The organism is Promicromonospora sp. CA-289599 (genome assembly GCF_050936155.1).
In the GTDB taxonomy this organism is placed as follows: domain Bacteria; phylum Actinomycetota; class Actinomycetes; order Actinomycetales; family Cellulomonadaceae; genus Promicromonospora.
In genome coordinates, this window is record NZ_JBNJNI010000001.1 from 4,768,031 (window position 1) to 4,787,787 (window position 19,757).

At 69.5% G+C, this 19,757-nt stretch carries 23 protein-coding genes; 13 read left to right on the forward strand and 10 right to left on the reverse strand.

Translation table 11 applies throughout. From position 1 onward, the window contains the following. Positions 1–18 precede the first annotated feature (18 nt). From ACQEVI_RS21240 to ACQEVI_RS21255, 4 genes are all read left to right on the forward strand, one after another. A complete protein-coding gene (locus ACQEVI_RS21240) occupies positions 19–990 on the forward strand; it encodes a carbohydrate ABC transporter permease (RefSeq protein WP_432902436.1) in 972 nt (323 codons plus the stop codon). Position 991: 1 nt separating this feature from the next. Further along, positions 992–1,879, forward strand: coding sequence for a carbohydrate ABC transporter permease (locus tag ACQEVI_RS21245; RefSeq protein ID WP_432902437.1), 888 nt, complete (start codon positions 992–994; stop codon positions 1,877–1,879). Positions 1,880–1,951: 72 nt separating this feature from the next. Further along, positions 1,952–4,018: an ATP-dependent DNA helicase gene (locus tag ACQEVI_RS21250; RefSeq protein WP_432902438.1), complete on the forward strand. Its 2,067-nt coding sequence runs from the start codon at positions 1,952–1,954 to the stop codon at positions 4,016–4,018. Positions 4,019–4,045: 27 nt separating this feature from the next. After that, positions 4,046–5,035: an L-lactate dehydrogenase gene (locus ACQEVI_RS21255; RefSeq protein ID WP_432902440.1), complete on the forward strand. Its 990-nt coding sequence runs from the start codon at positions 4,046–4,048 to the stop codon at positions 5,033–5,035. Positions 5,036–5,140: 105 nt separating this feature from the next. On the opposite strand, the gene lexA is transcribed toward ACQEVI_RS21255, so the two are convergent. Further along, the gene (gene lexA, locus ACQEVI_RS21260; protein WP_377136844.1) at positions 5,141–5,956 is read right to left on the reverse strand and encodes a transcriptional repressor LexA; all 816 of its coding nucleotides are present in this window, start codon (positions 5,954–5,956) and stop codon (positions 5,141–5,143) included. Between the two features lie 189 nt (positions 5,957–6,145). Here lexA and ACQEVI_RS21265 point away from each other — a divergent pair, with 189 nt between their 5' ends. The 3 genes from ACQEVI_RS21265 (at position 6,146) to ACQEVI_RS21275 (ending at position 7,559) form a co-directional block, all read left to right on the forward strand. After that, positions 6,146–6,592 carry a LysM peptidoglycan-binding domain-containing protein gene (locus tag ACQEVI_RS21265; protein WP_432902442.1) on the forward strand — a complete coding sequence of 149 codons (447 nt, stop codon included), beginning with the start codon at positions 6,146–6,148 and terminating at the stop codon, positions 6,590–6,592. Positions 6,593–6,711: 119 nt separating this feature from the next. After that, complete coding sequence (gene nrdR, locus ACQEVI_RS21270; protein ID WP_432902444.1) at positions 6,712–7,185, forward strand: transcriptional regulator NrdR; 474 nt, start codon at positions 6,712–6,714, stop codon at positions 7,183–7,185. Between the two features lie 146 nt (positions 7,186–7,331). Next, complete coding sequence (locus ACQEVI_RS21275) at positions 7,332–7,559, forward strand: DUF5302 domain-containing protein (protein WP_432902446.1); 228 nt, start codon at positions 7,332–7,334, stop codon at positions 7,557–7,559. 68 nt (positions 7,560–7,627) lie between these two features. Here the strand turns inward: ACQEVI_RS21275 and thpD are convergent, their stop codons facing one another. The 5 genes from thpD to ACQEVI_RS21300 all read right to left on the reverse strand — a co-directional run bounded on the left by thpD (position 7,628) and on the right by ACQEVI_RS21300 (position 11,951). Then, positions 7,628–8,524 (reverse strand): ectoine hydroxylase, encoded by an 897-nt coding sequence (gene thpD / locus ACQEVI_RS21280; RefSeq protein WP_432902448.1) that lies wholly within the window; start codon positions 8,522–8,524, stop codon positions 7,628–7,630. After that, positions 8,521–8,934 (reverse strand): ectoine synthase, encoded by a 414-nt coding sequence (locus tag ACQEVI_RS21285; protein ID WP_432902450.1) that lies wholly within the window; start codon positions 8,932–8,934, stop codon positions 8,521–8,523. Before ACQEVI_RS21285 ends, thpD begins: the two co-directional genes overlap by 4 nt. Beyond that, positions 8,931–10,316, reverse strand: coding sequence for a diaminobutyrate--2-oxoglutarate transaminase (ectB, locus tag ACQEVI_RS21290; protein ID WP_432902451.1), 1,386 nt, complete (start codon positions 10,314–10,316; stop codon positions 8,931–8,933). The genes ACQEVI_RS21285 and ectB overlap by 4 nt, the downstream gene beginning before the upstream one ends. An 89-nt stretch (positions 10,317–10,405) precedes the next feature. Further along, positions 10,406–10,834: a diaminobutyrate acetyltransferase gene (gene ectA, locus ACQEVI_RS21295; protein ID WP_432902453.1), complete on the reverse strand. Its 429-nt coding sequence runs from the start codon at positions 10,832–10,834 to the stop codon at positions 10,406–10,408. A 349-nt stretch (positions 10,835–11,183) separates the two neighbouring features. Beyond that, positions 11,184–11,951, reverse strand: a complete 768-nt coding sequence (locus ACQEVI_RS21300; protein ID WP_432902454.1) for a GntR family transcriptional regulator — start codon at positions 11,949–11,951, stop codon at positions 11,184–11,186. 235 nt (positions 11,952–12,186) lie between these two features. Between ACQEVI_RS21300 and ehuB the strand changes: the two genes are divergently transcribed. Genes ehuB through ehuA form a run of 4 tightly spaced genes read left to right on the forward strand, consistent with a single transcriptional unit; the run spans position 12,187 to position 15,349 of the window. Further along, complete coding sequence (gene ehuB / locus ACQEVI_RS21305) at positions 12,187–13,128, forward strand: ectoine/hydroxyectoine ABC transporter substrate-binding protein EhuB (RefSeq protein WP_432902456.1); 942 nt, start codon at positions 12,187–12,189, stop codon at positions 13,126–13,128. Positions 13,129–13,136: 8 nt separating this feature from the next. After that, on the forward strand, positions 13,137–13,934 hold the full coding sequence (gene ehuC, locus ACQEVI_RS21310) for an ectoine/hydroxyectoine ABC transporter permease subunit EhuC (RefSeq protein WP_432902458.1): 798 nt from the start codon (positions 13,137–13,139) through the stop codon (positions 13,932–13,934). Then, the gene (ehuD, locus tag ACQEVI_RS21315; protein WP_432902460.1) at positions 13,927–14,574 is read left to right on the forward strand and encodes an ectoine/hydroxyectoine ABC transporter permease subunit EhuD; all 648 of its coding nucleotides are present in this window, start codon (positions 13,927–13,929) and stop codon (positions 14,572–14,574) included. The genes ehuC and ehuD overlap by 8 nt, the downstream gene beginning before the upstream one ends. Continuing rightward, a complete protein-coding gene (gene ehuA, locus ACQEVI_RS21320) occupies positions 14,567–15,349 on the forward strand; it encodes an ectoine/hydroxyectoine ABC transporter ATP-binding protein EhuA (protein WP_432902462.1) in 783 nt (260 codons plus the stop codon). Before ehuD ends, ehuA begins: the two co-directional genes overlap by 8 nt. Positions 15,350–15,394: 45 nt before the next feature. Here ehuA and ACQEVI_RS21325 read toward each other — a convergent pair whose 3' ends face one another. Next, positions 15,395–16,150 (reverse strand): SDR family oxidoreductase, encoded by a 756-nt coding sequence (locus ACQEVI_RS21325; protein ID WP_432902464.1) that lies wholly within the window; start codon positions 16,148–16,150, stop codon positions 15,395–15,397. Positions 16,151–16,242: 92 nt separating this feature from the next. On the opposite strand from ACQEVI_RS21325, the gene ACQEVI_RS21330 reads away from it, so the two are divergent. Then, positions 16,243–16,794, forward strand: a complete 552-nt coding sequence (locus tag ACQEVI_RS21330; RefSeq protein ID WP_432902466.1) for a TetR/AcrR family transcriptional regulator — start codon at positions 16,243–16,245, stop codon at positions 16,792–16,794. 117 nt (positions 16,795–16,911) lie between these two features. On the opposite strand, the gene ACQEVI_RS21335 is transcribed toward ACQEVI_RS21330, so the two are convergent. Further along, complete coding sequence (locus tag ACQEVI_RS21335) at positions 16,912–17,382, reverse strand: ester cyclase (protein ID WP_432902468.1); 471 nt, start codon at positions 17,380–17,382, stop codon at positions 16,912–16,914. 83 nt (positions 17,383–17,465) lie between these two features. Here ACQEVI_RS21335 and ACQEVI_RS21340 point away from each other — a divergent pair, with 83 nt between their 5' ends. Then, on the forward strand, positions 17,466–18,116 hold the full coding sequence (locus ACQEVI_RS21340) for a TetR/AcrR family transcriptional regulator (protein WP_432902470.1): 651 nt from the start codon (positions 17,466–17,468) through the stop codon (positions 18,114–18,116). Between the two features lie 35 nt (positions 18,117–18,151). Here the strand turns inward: ACQEVI_RS21340 and ACQEVI_RS21345 are convergent, their stop codons facing one another. After that, a complete protein-coding gene (locus ACQEVI_RS21345; RefSeq protein WP_432902472.1) occupies positions 18,152–19,075 on the reverse strand; it encodes an SDR family NAD(P)-dependent oxidoreductase in 924 nt (307 codons plus the stop codon). Then, on the reverse strand, positions 19,072–19,713 hold the full coding sequence (locus ACQEVI_RS21350; protein WP_432902474.1) for an NAD(P)-dependent oxidoreductase: 642 nt from the start codon (positions 19,711–19,713) through the stop codon (positions 19,072–19,074). Before ACQEVI_RS21350 ends, ACQEVI_RS21345 begins: the two co-directional genes overlap by 4 nt. Positions 19,714–19,757 lie beyond the last annotated feature (44 nt).

Genomic DNA, 19,757 nt, shown 5'->3' on the forward strand with positions numbered 1-19,757 from the left:
CGACGAGGAGGATCCACGTTGACCACCATCTCCAGCCCGCGCCCGGTAGCGGCGCAGGCACCACCGCCGTCGTCCACCGCGGCGCGCCGCACCCGACGCCGCACGCCCAAGGACTGGCTGCGCGAGGGCGGTCTGAGCACCCTGATCATCGCCCTGCCCATGATCCTCGTGTTCGGCGTCTTCTCTTGGTTTCCCATCGGCCGCGCGCTCGTCATGAGCGTCCAGGAGACGAACCTCGTCACGGCTCCCGTGTACGTGGGGCTCGACAACTTCGTGTTCGTGCTGCAGGACCCCCTGCTGGGCAAGGCCGTCCGGAACACGCTGTGGTTCGCGCTGCTCGCGCTCGTCTTCGGGTACCCGCTGCCGCTGGCCGCCGCGGTACTGATGAGCGAGGTACGGCGGATGCGGGGCCTCTTCTCCGCGCTGGCCTACCTGCCCGTCGTCGTGCCGCCCGTCGTGGCGGTGCTGCTGTGGAAGTTCTTCTACGACGCCTCCGACACCGGCGTCTTCAACACCATCGCCGGCTGGGTGGGGCTCGGCCCCTACCCCTGGCTCCAGGACGCCGGCAGCGCCATGCCCTCCCTGGTCCTCGAGGCGACCTGGGCCGCGGCGGGCGGGACGGTGATCATCTACCTCGCCGCGCTCGTCGGGGTGCGGACCGAGCTCTACGAGGCCGCGGAGGTCGACGGCGCGGGCGTCTGGCGCAAGATCTGGCACGTGACGCTGCCGCAGCTGCGCGGCGTCCTCTTCATCACGCTGATCCTGCAGATCATCGGCACCTCACAGGTGTTCCTCGAACCGTTCCTCTTCACCGGGGGCGGCCCCAACAACGCGACCCTCACCATCCTGATGCTGATCTACGACTACGCGTTCGGGAGCAGCCTCGGCGGCAACTACGGAGCCGCGACCGCCCTGAGCCTCATGCTCGCGGGCGTCCTGGCAGTCCTCTCCGCGGTGTACTTCCGCGTGACCCGACCCTGGAGCAGCTGACATGGCAGCCACCATCGAACGCGGCATCGTCTCGACGCACGACCGGCGCCGGCCGAGCGTACGCACCTCTCTCGGCGTCCTGCAGGGCGGACTGCTGGTCACCCTGGTCGTCTTCGGGCTCGGGCCGATCCTCTGGCTCGCGAAGGCCGCCGTCACCCCCACCCAAGAGACCCTGCGCCAGCCGCTCGGGATGTTCCCCACCGGGATCGACTGGGCCAACCTCACCACGGCGTGGAACCGGGCCGAGATCGACCACTACTTCGTCAACACGCTGATCGTGGCGCTGGGGGCCTGGTTCTTCCAGATCCTCGTCGCCACCACCGGCGGCTACGTGCTGTCGGTGCTACGGCCCAGGTACGGCAACGTCATCTTCTCTCTCGTGCTCGCGACGCTCTTCGTGCCGTCCGTCGTGCTCCTCGTCCCGCTGTACCTGACCATCCTCGACGTGCCGATCGTCCACATCAGCCTGCTCAACACGTTCTGGGCGGTCTGGCTGCCCATGGGCGCCAGCGCGTTCAACGTGCTGCTCGTCAAACGCTTCTTCGACGGCCTCCCGCGCGAGATCTTCGAGGCCGCCCGGGTCGACGGCGCCGGACCCTTCCGGCTGCTGTGGAGCATCGTGCTACCGATGTCGAAGCCCATCCTCGGCGTCGTCTCGGTGTTCGCCGTCATCGCCGCCTGGAAGGACTACCTCTGGCCCCTGCTGGTCCTCCCGGACCCGGCCCACCAGCCGCTCTCCGTCCGGCTGCCCGCCATCGCCCCGTACCTCGAGCTCGACGTGTTCCTCGCGGCGCTCGCGATCTCCACGGTGCTGCCGATCGCCCTCTTCCTCGCCTTCCAGCGCCTCTTCCTCAGCGGCGCCGGACTGGGCGGCGCGGTCAAGGGATAACCCTTCGGCCGGCCGCCGGCACCTGTGGACGAGATGGGGTGCATGTCGGTGGTCCGGCCTAGGATCGAGTGCGTGACCAGCCTTTCCGACGCGCCCCCCGCAAGTACCGACATCCCCGAGGTCGAGGAGCTTCTCGACCTCGCCGTCGGTGAGCTGGGCGGCGGGCGCCGGGACGGCCAGCACCGCATGGCCGTGGCCGTCGGCGAGGCCATCGAGAAGGGCGAGCACCTGCTCGTCCAGGCGGGTACCGGCACCGGAAAGTCGCTCGGCTACCTGGTGCCCGCCGTCCGGCACGCGGTCGCCGCCGAGAGCAAGGTCATCATCTCGACGGCGACGCTCGCCCTCCAGCGCCAGGTCATCACGCGCGACCTGCCGCTCGTGGCCAAGGCCGTGACACCGCAGCTCCCGCGCGAACCGAAGATCGCACTGCTCAAGGGCTGGCACAACTACCTCTGCGTGCACAAGGCCGGGGGCGGGTACCCCGCCGACGAGCCCACCCTGTTCGACCTGCCCGGCGGCGAGGACCACCCGCGCACCGAGGAGCCCGCGGCTTCCGGCGGCGCTCGCGGCCGGCGCAGGGACGACGGCGCCACGCTCGCCGACCACGTCCGCCGTCTGCACGAGTGGGCGAACGAGACGGAGTCGGGCGACCGCGACGACCTCGTGCCGGGCGTGCCGGACCGGGCGTGGCGCCAGGTCTCGGTGACCGCCATGGAGTGCCTGGGCGGCAAGTGCCCGATGCTCGCCGAGTGCTTCCCCGACAAGGCTCGGGCCACCTCCCGGGAGGCCGACGTGGTGGTGACCAACCACGCGATGCTCGGCATCGCGGCCACCGGTAGCCCCGGCATCCTGCCGGAGCACGACGTCGTGGTGGTGGACGAGGCGCACGAGCTCACGGACCGGGTCACGTCCTCGGCGACCGTGGACCTGTCCATGGCCTCGGTGGAGAGCGCGGCACGCCTGGCACGGCGGCACGCGGGCACCAACACCGATGCGCTGGACGCCGCGGCCCAGGCGCTGGGGACGCTGCTGGTGACGGCCCCCGCCGAACGGTTCCCGAACGGTCTGCCCGACGAGCTGCGCCTGGCGGTGGCCGCGGTGCGCGACGCCGCCCGCGAGGTGCTGAGCACGCTCAAGCCGGAGGCGAGCGGTAGCAAGGGACAGGCTCCGGGCCAGCCCGAACCCGGCCTGAAGATGGCGCAGGGCGCCATGCTGCAGCTCTTCGAGACGGCGGAACGCATGTCGTTCCAGGACACGACCGCCGACGTGCTGTGGTGCTCACGCCCTGACAACAACTGGGGCGGGTTCGCCGACAACGTGACCCGGCTGCACGCGGCGCCGCTGCACGTGGCTGGTCTGATCCGGATGCACCTGCTGGGCGAGGCGACGGGCGTCTTCACGTCGGCCACGCTGGCGCTGGGCGGCACGTTCGACGCGGTGGCCGGCACGCTCGGCCTCAAGGGCGAGGATGCCCCGCCGTGGCAGGGTCTCGACGCCGGCAGCCCGTTCGACTACCCGCGCCAGGGCATCCTGTACATCGCGCGGCACCTCCCGGCGCCCGGCCGCGAGCCGACGACGGAGGCGCAGCTCGACGAGATCGCGGAGCTGATCACCGCCGCCGGCGGCCGCACGCTCGGGCTCTTCTCCTCGCGTCGCGCCGCGAACGCCGCGGCCGAGGCCATGCGCGAGCGGCTCGACCTCCCGATCCTGGCGCAGGGTGACGACCAGCTGCCCACGCTCGTGCGCGAGTTCGCCGAGGATCCGGAGGCATGCCTGTTCGGCACGCTGTCCCTGTGGCAGGGCGTGGACGTGCCGGGTCCGTCGTGCCAGCTCGTGCTGATCGACCGCATCCCGTTCCCGCGCCCCGACGACCCGGTCAAGGCGGCACGCGCCAAGGCAGTGGAGCAGGCAGGCGGCAACGGGTTCATGGCGGTGTCCGCGCAGCACGCGGCACTGCTGCTCGCACAGGGGGCCGGGCGCCTCGTGCGGAGCATGGACGACAGGGGAGTGGTGGCGGTCCTCGACCCGCGCCTCGCGACGGCCCGCTACGCATCGTTCCTCACTCGTTCGATGCCGGGGTTCTGGCCGACCACCGACCCAGCACTGGTGCGCGCCGCGCTGGCGAGGCTCGACACCTAGTCCGGCTCGACACCTAGTCTGGGGAGCATGGCAGCCCTTTCGGACATCCCGGCCGACCGGTCCTCCGGCACCCGCACCACCAAGATCGCTGTGGTGGGCGCGGGCGCGGTGGGCTCCACGCTGGCGTTCGCCGCGCTCGCGCGGGGCTCGGCGCGGACCATCGCCCTGCACGACGTGAACCGGGCGAAGGTCGAGGCCGAGGTGCTCGACCTCCAGCACGGCCTCATGTTCACGCCCCAGGCGCAGGTGATCGGCTCGGACGACGTCGGCGTCTGCGCGGGAGCTGACGTCGTGGTCGTGACCGCGGGGGCGAAGCAGAAGCCAGGGCAGACCCGGATCGACCTCGCCGAGGGAACGATCGGCCTGATGCGCGACATCCTGCCCGGTCTGGTCGACGTCGCGCCGGACGCCACGTACGTCATGGTGACCAACCCGGTGGACGTCGTGACCTACGCGGCGCTCAAGATCTCCGGCCTGCCGCGCGAGCGGATGTTCGGCAGCGGCACGGTCCTGGACTCCTCCCGGCTCCGCGTGGTGCTCGCCGAGCGCTGCGGCGTGGCGGTGGGGAACGTGCACGCGTACATCGCCGGAGAGCACGGCGACTCGGAGATAGCGCTGTGGAGCTCGGCCTCGATCGGCGGCGTGCCGCTGCTCGACTGGGAGCCCCTGGGCGGCAAGCAGCCGCTCGACGTCGCGGTGCGTACGGAGGTGCACCGCGAGGTGGTCGACTCCGCGTACCGGATCATCTCCGGCAAGGGGGCGACCAACTACGCCGTCGGCCTGGCTGCTACCCGCATCATCGAGGCGGTGCTCAACGACGAGGGCCGGATCATGCCGGTGTCCTCGCTGCTGGACGACTACCACGGCATCAGCGACGTGTGTCTGTCCGTGCCGTCGCTCGTGGACCGGCGGGGTGTCACGGCCAACGTGCGGGTGCCGATGTCCGACGACGAGCTGGCGGGCCTTCGCGCCTCGGCGGAGAGCGTGCGCGCGGTCCAGAAGCGCTTCGGCTTCTGACGCAGCGGCCGTACGGCCCCAAGGACGACGAGAACGGGGTTGTGTTCCTGCCGGATCGGCATCGGAACACAACCCCGTTCTCGTCGTCCTTGGACGCCCTACCGGCTACAGGGACCGCAGCACCGCGACCACGCGGCCGAGGATCTGGGCCTCATCGCCGGGAATCGGCTCGTAGGCCGGGTTCTGCGGCAGCAGCAGCACGTGACCGTCGGTCTGCTTGAACGTCTTGACCGTGGCCTCGCCGTCGATCATGGCGGCGACGATCTCGCCCTGCTCCGCGACGTTCTGCTGCCGCACGACCACCCAGTCGCCGTCGCAGATCGCGGCGTCGACCATCGAGTCGCCGGCGACCTTGAGGAGGAACAGCTCGCCGTCGCCCACCAGCTGGCGGGGGAGCGGGAACACGTCCTCGACGACCTGCTCGGCAAGGATGGGGCCACCGGCCGCGATCCGGCCCACGAGCGGCACGTACGACGGCGGGGGAGTGCTGGCGTCGTCGGGCACGGAGCCACCCCAGTGGACCTGGCCGCTGCGGCGCGGCTCGGGCCAGTGGATCTCGCCGCGCGTCGGCTTGTCGACCTGCTCGGCCATCGGCTCCACGAGCTCCATGGCGCGCGGCCGGTTGGGGTCGCGGCGCAGGAAGCCCTTCTTCTCGAGCATCTGGAGCTGGTGCTTGACGCTCGACGGGCTGGCCAGCCCGACGGCCTCGCCGATCTCGCGCATCGACGGCGGATAGCCGCGCGTCTCGAACGACTGCCGGATCGTGTCCAGCACGAGGCGCTGCCGTTCGGTGAGGCGGTCTGTCGGCGAGATCGTGTGCACGTCAGCGACCGCCTTGTCGGCTGGCGTGTCCAGCGTGGCGACGCCGGAGGCTGCCGTGTCGACGGCTCTCGTGTCGCTGGTCCCGTCCCGTCCCGTCATGCCCGTGCCCCTCCCGTTCCGACAAATGTTCTCCTGTGCGCTACCCACTCTAGGTCACAAACGCGCTCGGCTCAAACGAATGTTCGAGCGTGTCTCGACATGGACGGTGTCCCGTGCTACACAATGGTACGGGCGTTCGACGAACGCTTGTATGAACGACAGAAGCTCTGCACACTTCGAGGAGGGGCCATGGGGGACGTGATCCCGCTGCGGCAGTACACCCCGACGTATGAACAGGCGTATGCGCCGTCGTATGGCCGGGCGTACGCACCGGCGGCCGGACCGGCTGCGGTTCGTGCGTACACCCCGGCGGAGGGGCGCACGCTCGCCGACCGGCTGGGCCTGGCCGGCCTGCGGCTCACCCGGCGCGGCCGCGTGGTCCTCGTGCTGCTCGCCATGCTGCTGGTCGCACCGATGGTCACGTGGGGGGCGACGGCGGTCGCCAGCTCCCCGGGGGAGCCCACCGAGGTCCGGGTGCATGCGGTGCAGCCGGGCGAGACGCTCTGGGGCTTCGCCCAGGAGGTCGCGAGGCCCGGCGAGGACGTGCGGCACGCGGTCGGCAGGCTGCAGGAGCTGAACGGGATGTCGACCGGCAGCGTGCGCGTCGGGGAGCTGTTGCTCCTGCCCAAGGAGTGACCGAAGGCGTCGATTCACCGACGAATGTTGCGGCTATGTTGCAAGGGGGTGGTTTGCCCGCTTACGGTCGGGGCGCGACCGGAGGCCTCCGGTCGATGGTCGACCACGCAGGAGTGAGCATGCACTGCCCGTTCTGTCGCCACGCCGACTCGCGCGTGGTGGACTCGCGGACTGCCGACGACGGCCTGTCGATCCGGCGGCGGCGGCAGTGCCCGAACTGCAACCGGCGGTTCACCACCGTGGAGACCGCGAGCCTGTCCGTGGTCAAGCGCTCCGGCGCCACCGAGCCGTTCAGCCGCGACAAGGTCGCCGCGGGTGTGCGCAAGGCGTGCCAGGGGCGTCCGGTGAGCGACGACGACCTGGCGATCCTGGCCCAGCGGGTCGAGGAGACCCTGCGGAGCAACGGCAGCGCGGAGATCGACGCGTACGAGGTGGGTCTCGCCATCCTCGGCCCCCTGCGCGAGCTCGACGAGGTCGCCTACCTCCGGTTCGCGAGCGTCTACCAGGCGTTCGACTCGCTCGAGGACTTCGAGAGCGCGATCACCTCGCTCCGCGCGGAGCGCGCCGAGCGGGCCGCCGCCGCTCAGGCATAGGAGCCGGCCCGGCCCGGCGCGCCGTCGTCGGCCGCGCTCGCCCAGGTGAAATCCAAAAATGTTGGCACCCGGCTGCGCCGTGGTGCAGGCTGGGGCCGACGACGGACCCGATCGAGGGACCCCCGGAACAAGAGGAGGTGATCGGTGTGACGGACGAGAAGCCCAATGCCGAGGTGGCCGAGACCAAGGGTGTTGAAGAGCCCAAGGTCGCGACAGCGCCGAGCACGGACGCGAAGGCGAAGTTCAAGGAGGCTCTGGACCGCAAGAACGCGGCTCGGAGCCGGACCTCCGCGGGCGATGTGAACACCGGCGCGGTGCACGGCTCGGAGACGACCGGCCCCGTGCAGAAGATGTTCCGCCGCAAGTCCGGCTGATCCATCGGTGATGGAGGCCGCTGACCTGGTGAACGACCAGGTCAGCGGCCTTGTCTTTCGGCGCTGCCTCAGCTGACCGGTGTGAAGTCCCGGCTCCCGAGGAAGGCCGGTCGAGCCTTCTGCGCTGCGAACGGCTCGACCGCGGTGTTCTCGACACTGTTGTAGACCAGGAAGATGTTCGATCGGGGGAACGGCGAGATGTTGCCGTTGGAGCCGTGCATGCAGTTGCAGTCGAACATGATCGCGCTGCCGGCCTTGCCGGCGAGAACGTCGATGCCGTGCGAGCTGGCCATGCGGGTGAGGATGTCCTCATCCGGGGTGCCGGCGTTCTGCATCACCAGTGACGACTTGTAGTTGTCGTTCGGCGTCCGGCCGGTGCAGGACACGTAGGTCTTGTGCGTGCCGGGCATGATCATCAGCGGGCCGTTGAACGAGTAGTTGTCGGTCAGCGAGATCGAGATGCTGACCGTCCGCATCCGTGGCAGGCCGTCCTCGGCGTGCCACGTCTCGAAGTCCGAGTGCCAGGCGAAGTCGCCGCCACCGAAGCCGGGCTTGAGATTGACGCGGCTCTGGTGGATGTAGACGTCGGAGCCGAGGATCTGCCGGGCCCGCCCCACCACCCTGGGGTCGCGTGCGATCCGCGCGAAGATCTCGCTGGTCCTGTGCACCTCGAAGATGGTCCGCACCTGCTGCGAGGTGCCTTCGATGATCGTGCGCTCGTCGGCTCGGACCTCGGGGTCGGTGGAGAGCCGCTGCAGCTCCGCACGAAACTCCTGCACCTCGTCCGGCGTGACCAGGTCCTCGAATGCGAGGTAGCCGGTCCGGTCGAAGCCGTCCAGTTCGTCCTGGCCCAGCGGGCCGTCGGCCGCGCTGCCCCACACCACCTTGTCCTGGCGCGGGATCTCGGAGGCGTCGCCTTCGACACGGGTGGGGTACAGGTCCTTGCTGGTGGTGTCCGTCGTCATACGGCAGCCTCCTCCTGTGCGGTCTCGTGCGTGATGAGCGGGTAGACGCCGTCGGCGTCGTGCACCTCCCGGCCCGTGACGGGCGGGTTGAACGTACAGATCAGCCGCATGTCCGTCGTGGGGCGCATGGTGTGCTTCTCGTTGCCGTCCAGCAGGTACATCGTGCCGTCCGAGATCTCGTGCACCTCGCCGGTCTCCCGGTTCTCGAGCTGTCCGGTACCGCCCACGCAGTACACGGCCTCGACGTGGTTGGCGTACCACATCTCGGTCACGGTCCCGGCATACATGGTGGTCTCGTGGAACGAGAAGCCCGCGCCTTCCTTGGCGAGGACGAGCCTGCGGCTACGCCAGGTCTCCGACCGCACGTCGCGGTCGGTGCCGTCCAGGTCGGCGATCCGTGTGACGATCACTTGTCTTCCTCTCCTCGGCGGTCCGTCTCTCGGTGGTGGTTCCCGCCCTGTATGCCGGCGTCCGGCGTGGCCTCCTGCATGACCGGTGCGCCGAGCACCTCGGCGGCTGCGGCGGCGATGATGTCCACGCCGGAGCGCAGCTCGTCGGAGCTGATGGTCAGGGCGGGCATGGTCTTGAGCACCTCGTCCTCGGGCCCGGACGTCTCGACGAGAAGTCCGCGCTCGTAGGACGCCGCGGCGATCTTCGAGGCCGCGGAGGCGTCCTGGAACTTGATCCCGGACAGGAACCCGCGGCCCTTGACGACGGCGCCCGCGTAGCCGCTCGCGATCTGGGCCAGGCCGTCGTGCAGCTCGGCTGCGCGCTCCCGGACACCCTCGGCGAAGGCGTCGTCCGACCAGAACTCGTTCAGCGCGGCGGTGCCCGTGACGAACGATGTGTTCTGGCCACGGAACGTGCCGTTGTGCTCGCCCGGCTCCCACTGGTCCAGCTCCGGCCGGATGAGCGTGAGCGCCATGGACAGGCCGAAGCCGGAGATCGACTTGGACAGGCAGACGATGTCGGGGACGATGCCGGACTGCTCGAAGCTGAAGAACTCACCCGTGCGCCCGCAGCCGGCCTGAACGTCGTCCAGGATCAGCAGGATCTCGTGCGCGCGGCACAGCTCGGACAGCGCCCGCAGCCACTCGGGGCGCGCGGCGCTGAGGCCGCCCTCACCCTGCACCGACTCCACGATGATCGCCGCGGGCTTGTCGACGCCGGAGCCGCTGTCGCTCAGCACCCGTTCGAGCCACAGGAAGTCCTCCGTGGCACCGGAGAAGTAGTCGTCGTACGGGATCTTCGAGCTGTTGGTGAGCGGCAGGCCCGCGCCGTTGCGTTTCATCGAGTTCCCGGTCACCGACAGTGCGCCGAGCGTCATGCCGTGGAAGGCGTTGGTGAACGACAGGATGTGCTGGCGGCCGGTCACCTTCCGCGCGAGCTTGAGCGCGCTCTCGACCGAGTTGGTCCCGGTGGGCCCGGGGAACATCACCTTGTAGTCGAGGTCACGAGGCACCAGGATCCGGTCCCGGAACGTCGTCAGGAAATCCCGTTTCGCCGCGGTGTGCATGTCCAGCGAGTGCACTATCCCGCCGCTGCGCAGGTAGTCGACCAGCGCCTCGAGCAGCACCGGATGGTTGTGCCCGTAGTTCAGGGCACCCGCTCCGGCGAAGAAGTCGAGATAGCTACGCCCGTTCTCGGCCTGCAGGGTGCTTCCCGCGGCAGTCGTGAACGTCTCGGGCCAGCTGCGGCAGTAGCTGCGTACCTGTGACTCGAGCTCCTCGAAGACGTTCGTCCGGGTGTGCGTCGTAGATGGGTCAGTGGGCATGGCGGTGTCTGGGCGCATGGCTCCTTCCGCGGTCCGATCTTGTCGACTGGACGCGGCTTTGGTTGTTCGATGGGTATGTGGTGCTGAGGGGGATCGACCCGGACAGGTCAGGAAAGTGGCCCGATGCGGAAGACGAGCTCCGCGTCGTGGCCGTCCGGGAACACCTCACTGGGAAAGATGGCCCGCACGTCGACGGGCGCACCCTGAGCCGACGCGAAGGACATGAACAGGGCGATCGACGCCGTGTTGTCCGAGGTGATGGTGGTCTCCACGTGCGTGCACCCGGGATGCTGCTCCGCGAGGTGCGTGAGCATCCGGGAGGCCAGCCGCTGCCCGCGGTAGGCGTGGTCGACGGCCACCTGCCAGACCATCAGCGTGGTCGGCTCGTCGGGCCGGACGTACCCGGTGACGAACCCGGCGGGCTCGCCGTCCACGGTCACGACCACCGAGGTCCGGGCGAAGTCACGTGCCCAGAGGAGATACGCGTAGGACGAGTTGAGGTCCAGCGTCTTGGAGTCGCGTGCGAGACGCCACATCGCTGCTCCGTCGGTGACCGTGGGCTCCCTCAACGCCACCGTGGTTTCGGTCGGATGGATGTGTTTGAGTTCCTCTTCGAGGTTCTGCATGACAAATCGACCGTAACGAACTTGCGTGGCGATTGCACATTGCGACCCCATGAAGATGCCGTGACTGGCTTGTTGCGGTGGCGCGCGGGAGGGTGCGGCCGATGAAGGCGGAACCGCCTCGCAGCCGCGAGATTCCGGGGACCTGTCGCTTCCCCCGGAGCGAGCCTCGGGCGCCGACGTTACGGATGGGTAACAAATCTTGTTGCCCAGGAGGGGTGGCATCGAGTGAGCCGAGCCCCGGCCTTTACCGTTTGTGGTCCTAGAGCCCGTCGGGAGCGTCGATCGGCCCCAGCGTGATCTCGGGCGCGCCAGCCTGTTCCTCGAGTGTCTCGACGGGTTCCTCGTCCCGGCCTAGCAGCCGTGCCACGGCGCCGTCCAGCATCGTGGTGAGGCAGGTGACCAGGCCCTCCTCGTCCCGTGCCTCGAGCCGTTCGACGATGACGGCGTGCGCGCCGGCGGTGTCCTTGCGCACCGCGTACTCGTCGCTCACCGAGAAGGTCGCCATCCGCACCTCGACGATGAGCGTCGTCATCCACCGGGTCAGCCACGGGTTGCCGGCCGCGGCGACGAGCGTCCAGTGCAGGTTGAGGTCGGCGCCGCCCACCTGCCGGGCGTCCCCGGTGCGGTCGGCGGCGACCAGCTCGTCGTGGGCGTGGCGGACGCCGGCGATCGCCGAGTCGGCGCCGGACCGCACGAGCAGCCGCGCCGCCGTCGTCTCGACCGACTTGCGTGCCTCGTAGAGGGCGGGGAGCCGGTCCCTGCCGATGGTCGCCACCCGCATGCCGCGTCCCGGCGTCGCGACGAGCAGACCCTCCTGGACCAGCCGCTGGGCGGCCTCGCGCAGCGGCCCGCGGCTCACGCCGAGCTGGTTCGCCACCTCGACCTCCCGGATCGGCGAGCCGACGGTGAGCACGCCCGCGTAGACCGCGTTGCGCAGCTCCGTCTGGATCAGGTCGACGGTCGAAGGACGCGTCACCCGGGAGAAGGACGGGGCGGTCGTCAGGGTGGCCCGTGACGGGTGGGACATCGGTGCTCCTTCCGTGAGCGCACGTCGATGACGACATCATCCCCGGTGCGCGGGCGGCTTGGCGGCGACGGCGGTGTCCGGGGCGGCGTCGGACGGGTGAACTTAGAGATTGTAGACAATCCTAATGTCGATCGCTGGATTGTCTGATCGTCGGTATCGCGCTACGGTGCCATGCGTCCGTGAACACCAGCCCACCCAGGCTTTGCCGTACGCGCCGGGTGGCGTGAAGGGAACCATGTCTAGATCAAGCGTTCGCCCGCTTCGTCGAACCGCGCTCGCCGCAGGGTCCGTACTCACCCTGGTGGCGTTGGCCGCGTGCACGTCCACAGCTCCAGGGGCCGGCGGTGAAGACGGAGCCTCCACGCTCGAGCGGCTGCAGCAGGACGGCTCCGTGACCGTCGCGTTCAACGGCGAGGAGCCCTACAGCTACGAGGACGGCGGCGACCTCACCGGCGCCACCATCGCCCTGGACCGGGAGATCTTCGGCGCGCTCGGCGTCGAGAACGTCGAGGGCGTCCAGACCGAGTGGAACTCGCTCATCCCCGGCCTGACCGCCGGCCGGTACGACGCCGTCAGCGCGGGCATGTCCATCCTGCCCGAGCGGTGCGAGCAGGCCCTGTTCTCCGAGCCCGAGATCATGTACACCACCGCGTTCATGGTGCCGGAGGGCAACCCGGACGATCTGACGGACATGCAGTCCGCCGAGGAGGCCGGGGTCAAGCTGGCGGTGCTCAGCGGCGCCATCGAGTCCGGCTACGCCGACGATCTCGGGATCGAGAAGATCGAGGTCGGCGCCGCGCAGGACGGCCTGGACGCCGTCACCTCCGGTCGTGCCGACGCGTTCGCCCTCACGGCCATCTCGCTGAACACCCTGGCGGAGAAGACCGATGCTGCCGTCGAGGTGACGGACTCGTTCGTGGCCGTCATCGACGGTGTTCCGCAGATCGGTGCGGGTGCCCAGACCTTCCCCCAGGGCGAGGAGGAGCTACGTGACGCCTACAACGAGAAGCTCGCGGAGATCGTCTCGGACGAGGAGCGCTGGCTCGAGATCGTGGGGCCGTTCGGCTTCACCGCGGCCGAGCGTCCCGTGGAGGGCCTGACCACCGAGAAGCTCTGCGAGGGTGACCTCGAGTCGCTGGCCACGGAGCTGGCTCCGGAGCTCGGCCTGGACGGCTGACCGAGCACGTGTCAGACAACTTCCAACAGCTCGCGGAACTGCTCCCCCAGCTCGGCAACGGCGTGCTCGTCACGCTCCAGCTGACGCTGGGTGGAGCAGTGCTCGCGCTGTTCATCGCCTTCACGCTGGGATTCGGCTCGCGCGCCCGCACCAGGTGGGCACGCGTGCCGTCCCGGGTGGTCGTGGAGTTCTTCCGCGGCACGTCCCTCGTGGTGCAGATCTTCTGGATGTACTACGTTCTGCCGCTTCCCCCGTTCTACATCGAGCTGGACCCGCTGGCCTGCGGCATCATCGCGCTCGGGCTCAACTACGGGGCCTACGCCTCCGAGGTGGTGCGCGGCTCGATCAACTCCGTCGCCAAGGGGCAGTGGGAGGCGGCCGTCGCACTCGACCTGGGCCCTGTGCACCGCATGCGCCGGGTGATCATGCCCCAGGCGTGGCCGCTGATGATCCCGATGTTCACCAACCTGCTGATCCAGCTGGTCAAGGGATCCGCCCTGGCGGCGTACATCTCCCTGCAGGACCTCAACTTCTTCACCGGCGAGCTGCGCCAGCGCACGTCGGACACGATCTTCTCGTTCACGATCGGTCTGCTCTGCTACTTCGCGGTCGCCTACCTGCTCACGCTCGGCATGAACGCCCTCGAGGTGCGGGCGAAGAACCGGCTGGGCGCGGGGCCGTCGCTGCGCGAGGTCTTGCGTCTCGCGCCCGCACAGACCAGGGCCGACGTCGGCGCCGGAACCCCGGCTCCGATGGTGACCAGCCAGCTGCCGCCGACGCCGAAGGGAGGTGGCCGAGATGAGTGAGACCGAGGTCTGGAACTGGGGGCACGCCGTGGCGGTGCTTCCCAAACTGCTCGAAGGCCTGCAGATCACCGTTCTCGCGACCGTGGTCGGCATGATCATCGCCTCGATCCTGGGGCTGGTCGTCGCCATCGTCCGACGTTCCGGCGTACGGGTCATCACCTTCCCCGTCGGCTTCCTGGTCGAGTTCATCCGCTCCACGCCGCTGCTGGTGCAGCTCGTCTTCGCGAACCTGCTGTTCGCGCAGTTCCCGTCGCTGGCTATCGGCTGTGTGGTGCTCGGCATCCACTACGCGACGTACATGTCCGAGGTGTACCGCGCCGGGATCGACGCGGTACCGAAGGGACAGTGGGAGGCAGCCGTCGCGCTCGACCTCCCGCGGTCGCGCACCTGGGGCGCCGTCGTGCTGCCGCAGGCGATCCGCAACACGCTGCCGGGCCTGGGTAACTACGCGATCTCCATGTTCAAGGAGACGCCGTTCCTGTTCGCCATCTTCGTGGTCGAGATGTACACGGCCGCGCAGCAGTACGGCGGCGGGACCTTCCGCTACATGGAGGCGATGACGTTGGCCGGCCTGCTCTTCCTGCTGGTGAGCTACCCGACCTCGCTGCTCGTCCGCCGATTGGAGAACCGCCTTGCCTGAGAATGACGACACCGTCCCCGCCATCGAGTTCAAGGGGGTCGTCAAGCGCTTCGGCGACAACGTCGTTCTCGACGGTCTGGACTTCACGGTCGCCCAGGGGGACCGGGTCACCCTGATCGGTCCCTCGGGCTCCGGCAAGACGACGATCCTGCGCCTGCTCATGACGCTGGAGGAGGCGAACGAGGGCCTCATCCACATCGACGGCGACCCGTACACGCACGAGATGCGCGGTGGCAAGCGGGTGGCCATCCCGGAGAAGCGGCGCAGTCTCGTGCGGCGCCGGGTCGGGATGGTGTTCCAGCAGTTCAACCTGTTCCCCAACATGACGGTGCTGGAGAACATCATCGAGGCACCGATCCACGTGCTGGGAAAGTCCAGGGCCGAGGCGGTCGCCAAGGCCGAGGACCTCCTGGAGAAGGTCGGCCTGGCCGACAAGCGCGATGCCCGCACCACGCAGCTGTCCGGTGGGCAGCAGCAGCGGGTGGCCATCGCGCGAGCGTGCGCCATGGAGCCGGAGATCCTGCTGCTCGACGAGGTGACGTCGGCCCTGGACCCGGAGCTCGTCGCCGACGTGCTGGGAGTGCTCCGGAACATCGCCGAGACCACCGACATCACCATGCTGATCGTCACGCACGAGATGCAGTTCGCCCGGGAGGTCTCCAACCGGGTGCTGATGTTCGACGGCGGAAAGATCATCGAGGAGGCCGACCCGGAGACGATCTTCACGTCGCCGGCGCACGACCGGACCCAGGAGTTCCTCCGCGCGATCCTCTGATCCCGTGGCTGACTGATGCGAACCGTCCGGACGGGACGGTTCGCATCAGCCCTGCCGGGCGGGTCGCACGACGATCTCGCCGATCTCGACGTCCCGCGGTTGCTCGATGGCGAACGCGATGGTCCGGGCGACCGCGGCCGGGTCGATGCCGACCGCGGCCATGTTGCGCTGCACCTCCTGGCGGATCTCCGGCGACATGTCCATGGAGTCGATCAGCTCGGTACGCACGTAGCCGGGCGAGACCGAGGTGGTGCGCAGCACCCCGTCCGTGGACTCCTTGCGCAGGCCCTCGAGCAAGGTCCGTACCGCGTTCTTCGTGGCGGCGTAGACGGCCTGGGTCGGCACGATCTGCAGGCCCGACGTCGAGACGGTCGTCACGAGGTGTCCCTCGCCCTGTCGGCGGAACACCGGCAGCGCCGCGGCCAGCCCGTTCAGCACGCCGTTCAGGTTCACGTCGATCATCGCCTGCCAGCCGTCGACGTCGATGTCCGCCACCGGGCCGAGCCGCGCGATGCCCGCATTGCTGACCAGGACGTCGAGCCGGCCGAACTCGTCGGCGGCCTGCTGGACCAGTCCGTCCAGGTCCTCGCGGCGCGTCACGTCGACGGCCCGGGCGGTCGCGCGGCCCCCGTCCTTCCGGATGCGGCGGACGGTGCCGTCCAGGCGGTCCGTACGTCGCGCGCCCAGGACCACGCTCGCCCCGCGCTCGGCGAGCAGGAGTGCGGTGGCCTCGCCGATACCGCTGCTCGCGCCCGTGATCGCGACGACCTTGCCCTGGATTCCCGTGATGGTGTCAGTCATGTCCGTGGTGCTCCTCGACGATATAGTGGACACGTGTCCGTTTCCAAGGACGTTAACGGACACGTGTCCGTTTGTCGAGAGGCTGGGAGCTCATGGTCAAGACCGCCCGTAAGGACGCGGTGGAGAACCGTGCCCGGATCGTCGAGGTGGCCCGCCGGGAGATCGCGGCGTCGGACACCACCGAGCTCCGGCTGAACGCGATCGCCAAGGAGGCCGGTGTCGGGCAGGGCACGCTCTACCGGCACTTCCCGACGCGGGAGGCGCTGCTGGTCGAGGTCTACCGGCAGGAGGTCGACGAGCTGGTCGCTCTCGCCCCGCGACTCCTGGAGTCGGCCGAGCCCGTCGACGCCCTCGCCCGATGGTTCGATCGCGTCGCCGAGTACGCGCGCGTGAAGCGCGGGGTGCTCGCGGCGGTCGAGGCGTCGGTCTGGCGGGAGCTCACGAACCACAGTCTCGGCCCGATCGGCGACGCGATCACTGTGCTGCTCGACGCGGGCAAGGCCGCCGGGCAGATCCGCGACGACGCCGACGCCGGCGACGTCATCCTCCTGATCGGCTACCTCTCGCGGCTGGACGAGGGCGAATGGGACCGGCGGGCGCACCGGCCCCTGCACATCGTGCTGGACGGCCTGCGTCGGCGGTGACTGACCGGCCATCGCGTCTCGTGTAAGGCGTAGCGCTCTCAACGCCCTCCCGGAACGAGAGCGGGGCGATCAGGCGGTGCGCACCGGCCTGGTGATCGGTCCAGGAGTCGCGCACGGTTACCCACCTGTGGCGGCTGTCTTCGCGGCCTCGATTGCTGACTCGAAGTCGGGGTCGGCCCCGAGCTGGGCAAGCCACACGTTCGCCGCGTTGTAGCAGTTGAAGGTTTCGATCTTTCCCTCACGGAGATACCAGAGGTCTGCCGTCGGTACGTCGATGCGGTTACCGGTTGGGGGGATCTCGCCGATCGGAGTCGGGAACCCGCCGAGATGGGTTCCCTGGATTCGGAGTTCCACGGCGACGACATCGCCGATCGCGTGCACCTCCAGAAGCTCACGGTGGATGTCAGGGAATGCGCTCGCGAGGCCTGCCAGTGCCTGAGGAATCTGGTCGCCGCGGAAGGTCAGCGAGTTCGGCAGGTCGTTGAACGTTCCGTCCTCGGTGAACAAGGTGCGGAACCCCTGTCCGTCGAGGATGTTCCCTTCCGCCAGCCGGTATGCCTCGCGAACGATCTCTGCGTTGCTCTTCACTTCAGTTCCTCCATTATGGACTGTATCGTCCATAACCGTAGCGAGTTATGGACCGAACCGTCAACTACGGATATCCTGGGGCAGTGGCCAGACCGAGAGAGTTTGACGAGGAAGCGGTGCTCGACGCTGCGAGCGAGCAGTTCTGGACCAAGGGCTACGCCGGGACGAGCATGGACGCCATCGCGGCGGCGACCGGCCTGGGCAAGGGCAGCCTGTACGGCGCCTTCGGCGGCAAGCACCAACTGTTCCTGCGGATCTTCGATACCTACAGCGCACGCATCGCTGGCGCCGTGGCGGACGAGCTGACCGGACCGGACGACGGTGCCTACGCTCGACTGTGCGCCCACGTCCGCGCGGCAGCGGCCGAGATCGCCGCCGACAGAATCCACCGCGGATGCCTCCTCGCGAAGGGTGCGGCGGAACTGTCCGAGCACGACCCCGACGTCACCGTCCGATCCCGCCGGACCCTGGAACGCATCGCCACGATCCTGGCCGACGACATCCGCGCCGCGCAGCGTCAGGGTGATCTCGACCGGGCAGCCGACGCCGACCAGCTCGCCACCCTCGTCCTGGCCGTCCTTCGAGGTCTCGAGGCACTCGGCAAAGCCGGGATGGACGCCGACCGGCTAGGTGGCGTCGCCGAGACCGCGATCGGCCTCCTGCCAGCTTCGCCCACCCGTCGAGGGGGCGGCCATCCCGGAGGTTGGGTGAGTGGCACACCAGACGGGGAGTAGCGGTCACCGCTTCCGGCCGGAGCCCTTCTCCGGGTTCAGCTCGGGCGTCCGGGAAGGAAGTACCGGTCGCTGGTCGCGCGCAGCCGCCGTTGGGCGGTGACGTCGTAGGAGACCGGTGGGGTGCGGGTGTCGACGTCGCGCACGAAGTAGCGGCCGGTCACTCCGGCGAGTGCCAGGTCGGTGGCCAGGCGCAGGGCGGCGGAGGCGCCTTCCTCGGGGGTGAGCATGAACCGGCGGATCAGCGCGCCGAACGGTCGCAGGGCGGGCGGTATCAGGTCGTCGACGATGTTGGTCGCGGCGATGCCAGGGTGTACCGCGTTGACGGTGATGCCGAGGTCCTCGAAGGTGCGTGCGAGGTCGTATCCCGCCATGACCGTGAGCAGCTTGGCGCGTGCGTAGGCCTGGAAGGGCGCGAATCCGTCGGCCGGGTTGAGCCGGGTGAGGTCGTCGAGCTCGTCCGTGGTGACGGTGGCCGGGCGCGGCGGGCGGCCGGGCAGCTTCACCTGCCGGGTGTCGCGCAGCGTGTCCGAGGCGACGTTCACCACGCGTGCCCCGCCCCGCTCCAGCGCCTCCTGGAGCAGCAGGGTCAGCCCGTAGGCGGCGAGATAGTCGACGGCGACGTGCCGCTCCACCCCGTCCGGGGAGAGTCGGTGCTCGCCGAAGTGCGCCCCGGCGTTGTTCACCAGGACGTGTACCGCCGGGTGGCGCGCGAGGACCGCTCCGGCGGCACCGATCACCCCGTCCCTGCGGGAGAGGTCGCCGGGAACCACGTCGAGCCGGCCGGCGCCCACCTCGCGCTCGACCTGGTCGCGGAGGGAGTCCGCGCGGCGCGGGTCCCTGGCCACGATGACCACGTGCATGCCGGACCGGGCGAGCTCCAGCGCGATCACGCGACCCATCCCGCCGGTGGCGCCCGTGACCACGGCCACCCGTCGTTCCGGCGCCGGCTGCGCGGTCACTGGTAGATCCTCGGGTGAGCGCGGACGAACCGGGGGCTCTCGGCCTCGGCGACAAGGAAGCCGGCGAGGTCGGCCCGGCCGATCGAGCTCCACAGCCGGATGGGCAGGTCGGTCCCGACCTGGTACGCACCGGTGGCCGCGGCGTCCGTGAGGGCCGGCGGGCGCACGAGCGTCCATTCCAACCCTGAGCCGGTGACCACGGGCTCCATGGACTCCTTGTCCCTCAGCTTCTCGCCGACGCCGGCCCACGCCGCAAGGGAGTACAGCGACCGGTCATGGGAGTCGAGCACGCCGTGGGCGCTCACCACGATCAGTCGCGACACGCCCGCCTCACCCATGCTGGCCACCGTCGTCCGGATGCCGTCCGTACAGACCGTGGTCGGGCCCTTGTTCGCGCCACCAAGCGTGCTGATCACGACGTCGGCCCCGGCGAGGGCGCGGGTCAGTCCGGGGGCGTCGGAGAGGTCGGCCCAGGTCGTCTCGGTCAGACGAGGGCGGGGTTCGAACGAACCCGGTCGCCGGGTCAGGGCGATCACGTCGTGGCCACGTTCCACGGCTGCGGTGACGACGTGGCGGCCCGTGGCCCCGGTCGCTCCGAGGACCGCGATCCTCAGCAGTTTCGATACAGACTGTCTCATAGGGGGAGCGTGACAGCCGGGTCGACTGTGAGTCAAGACGTCTC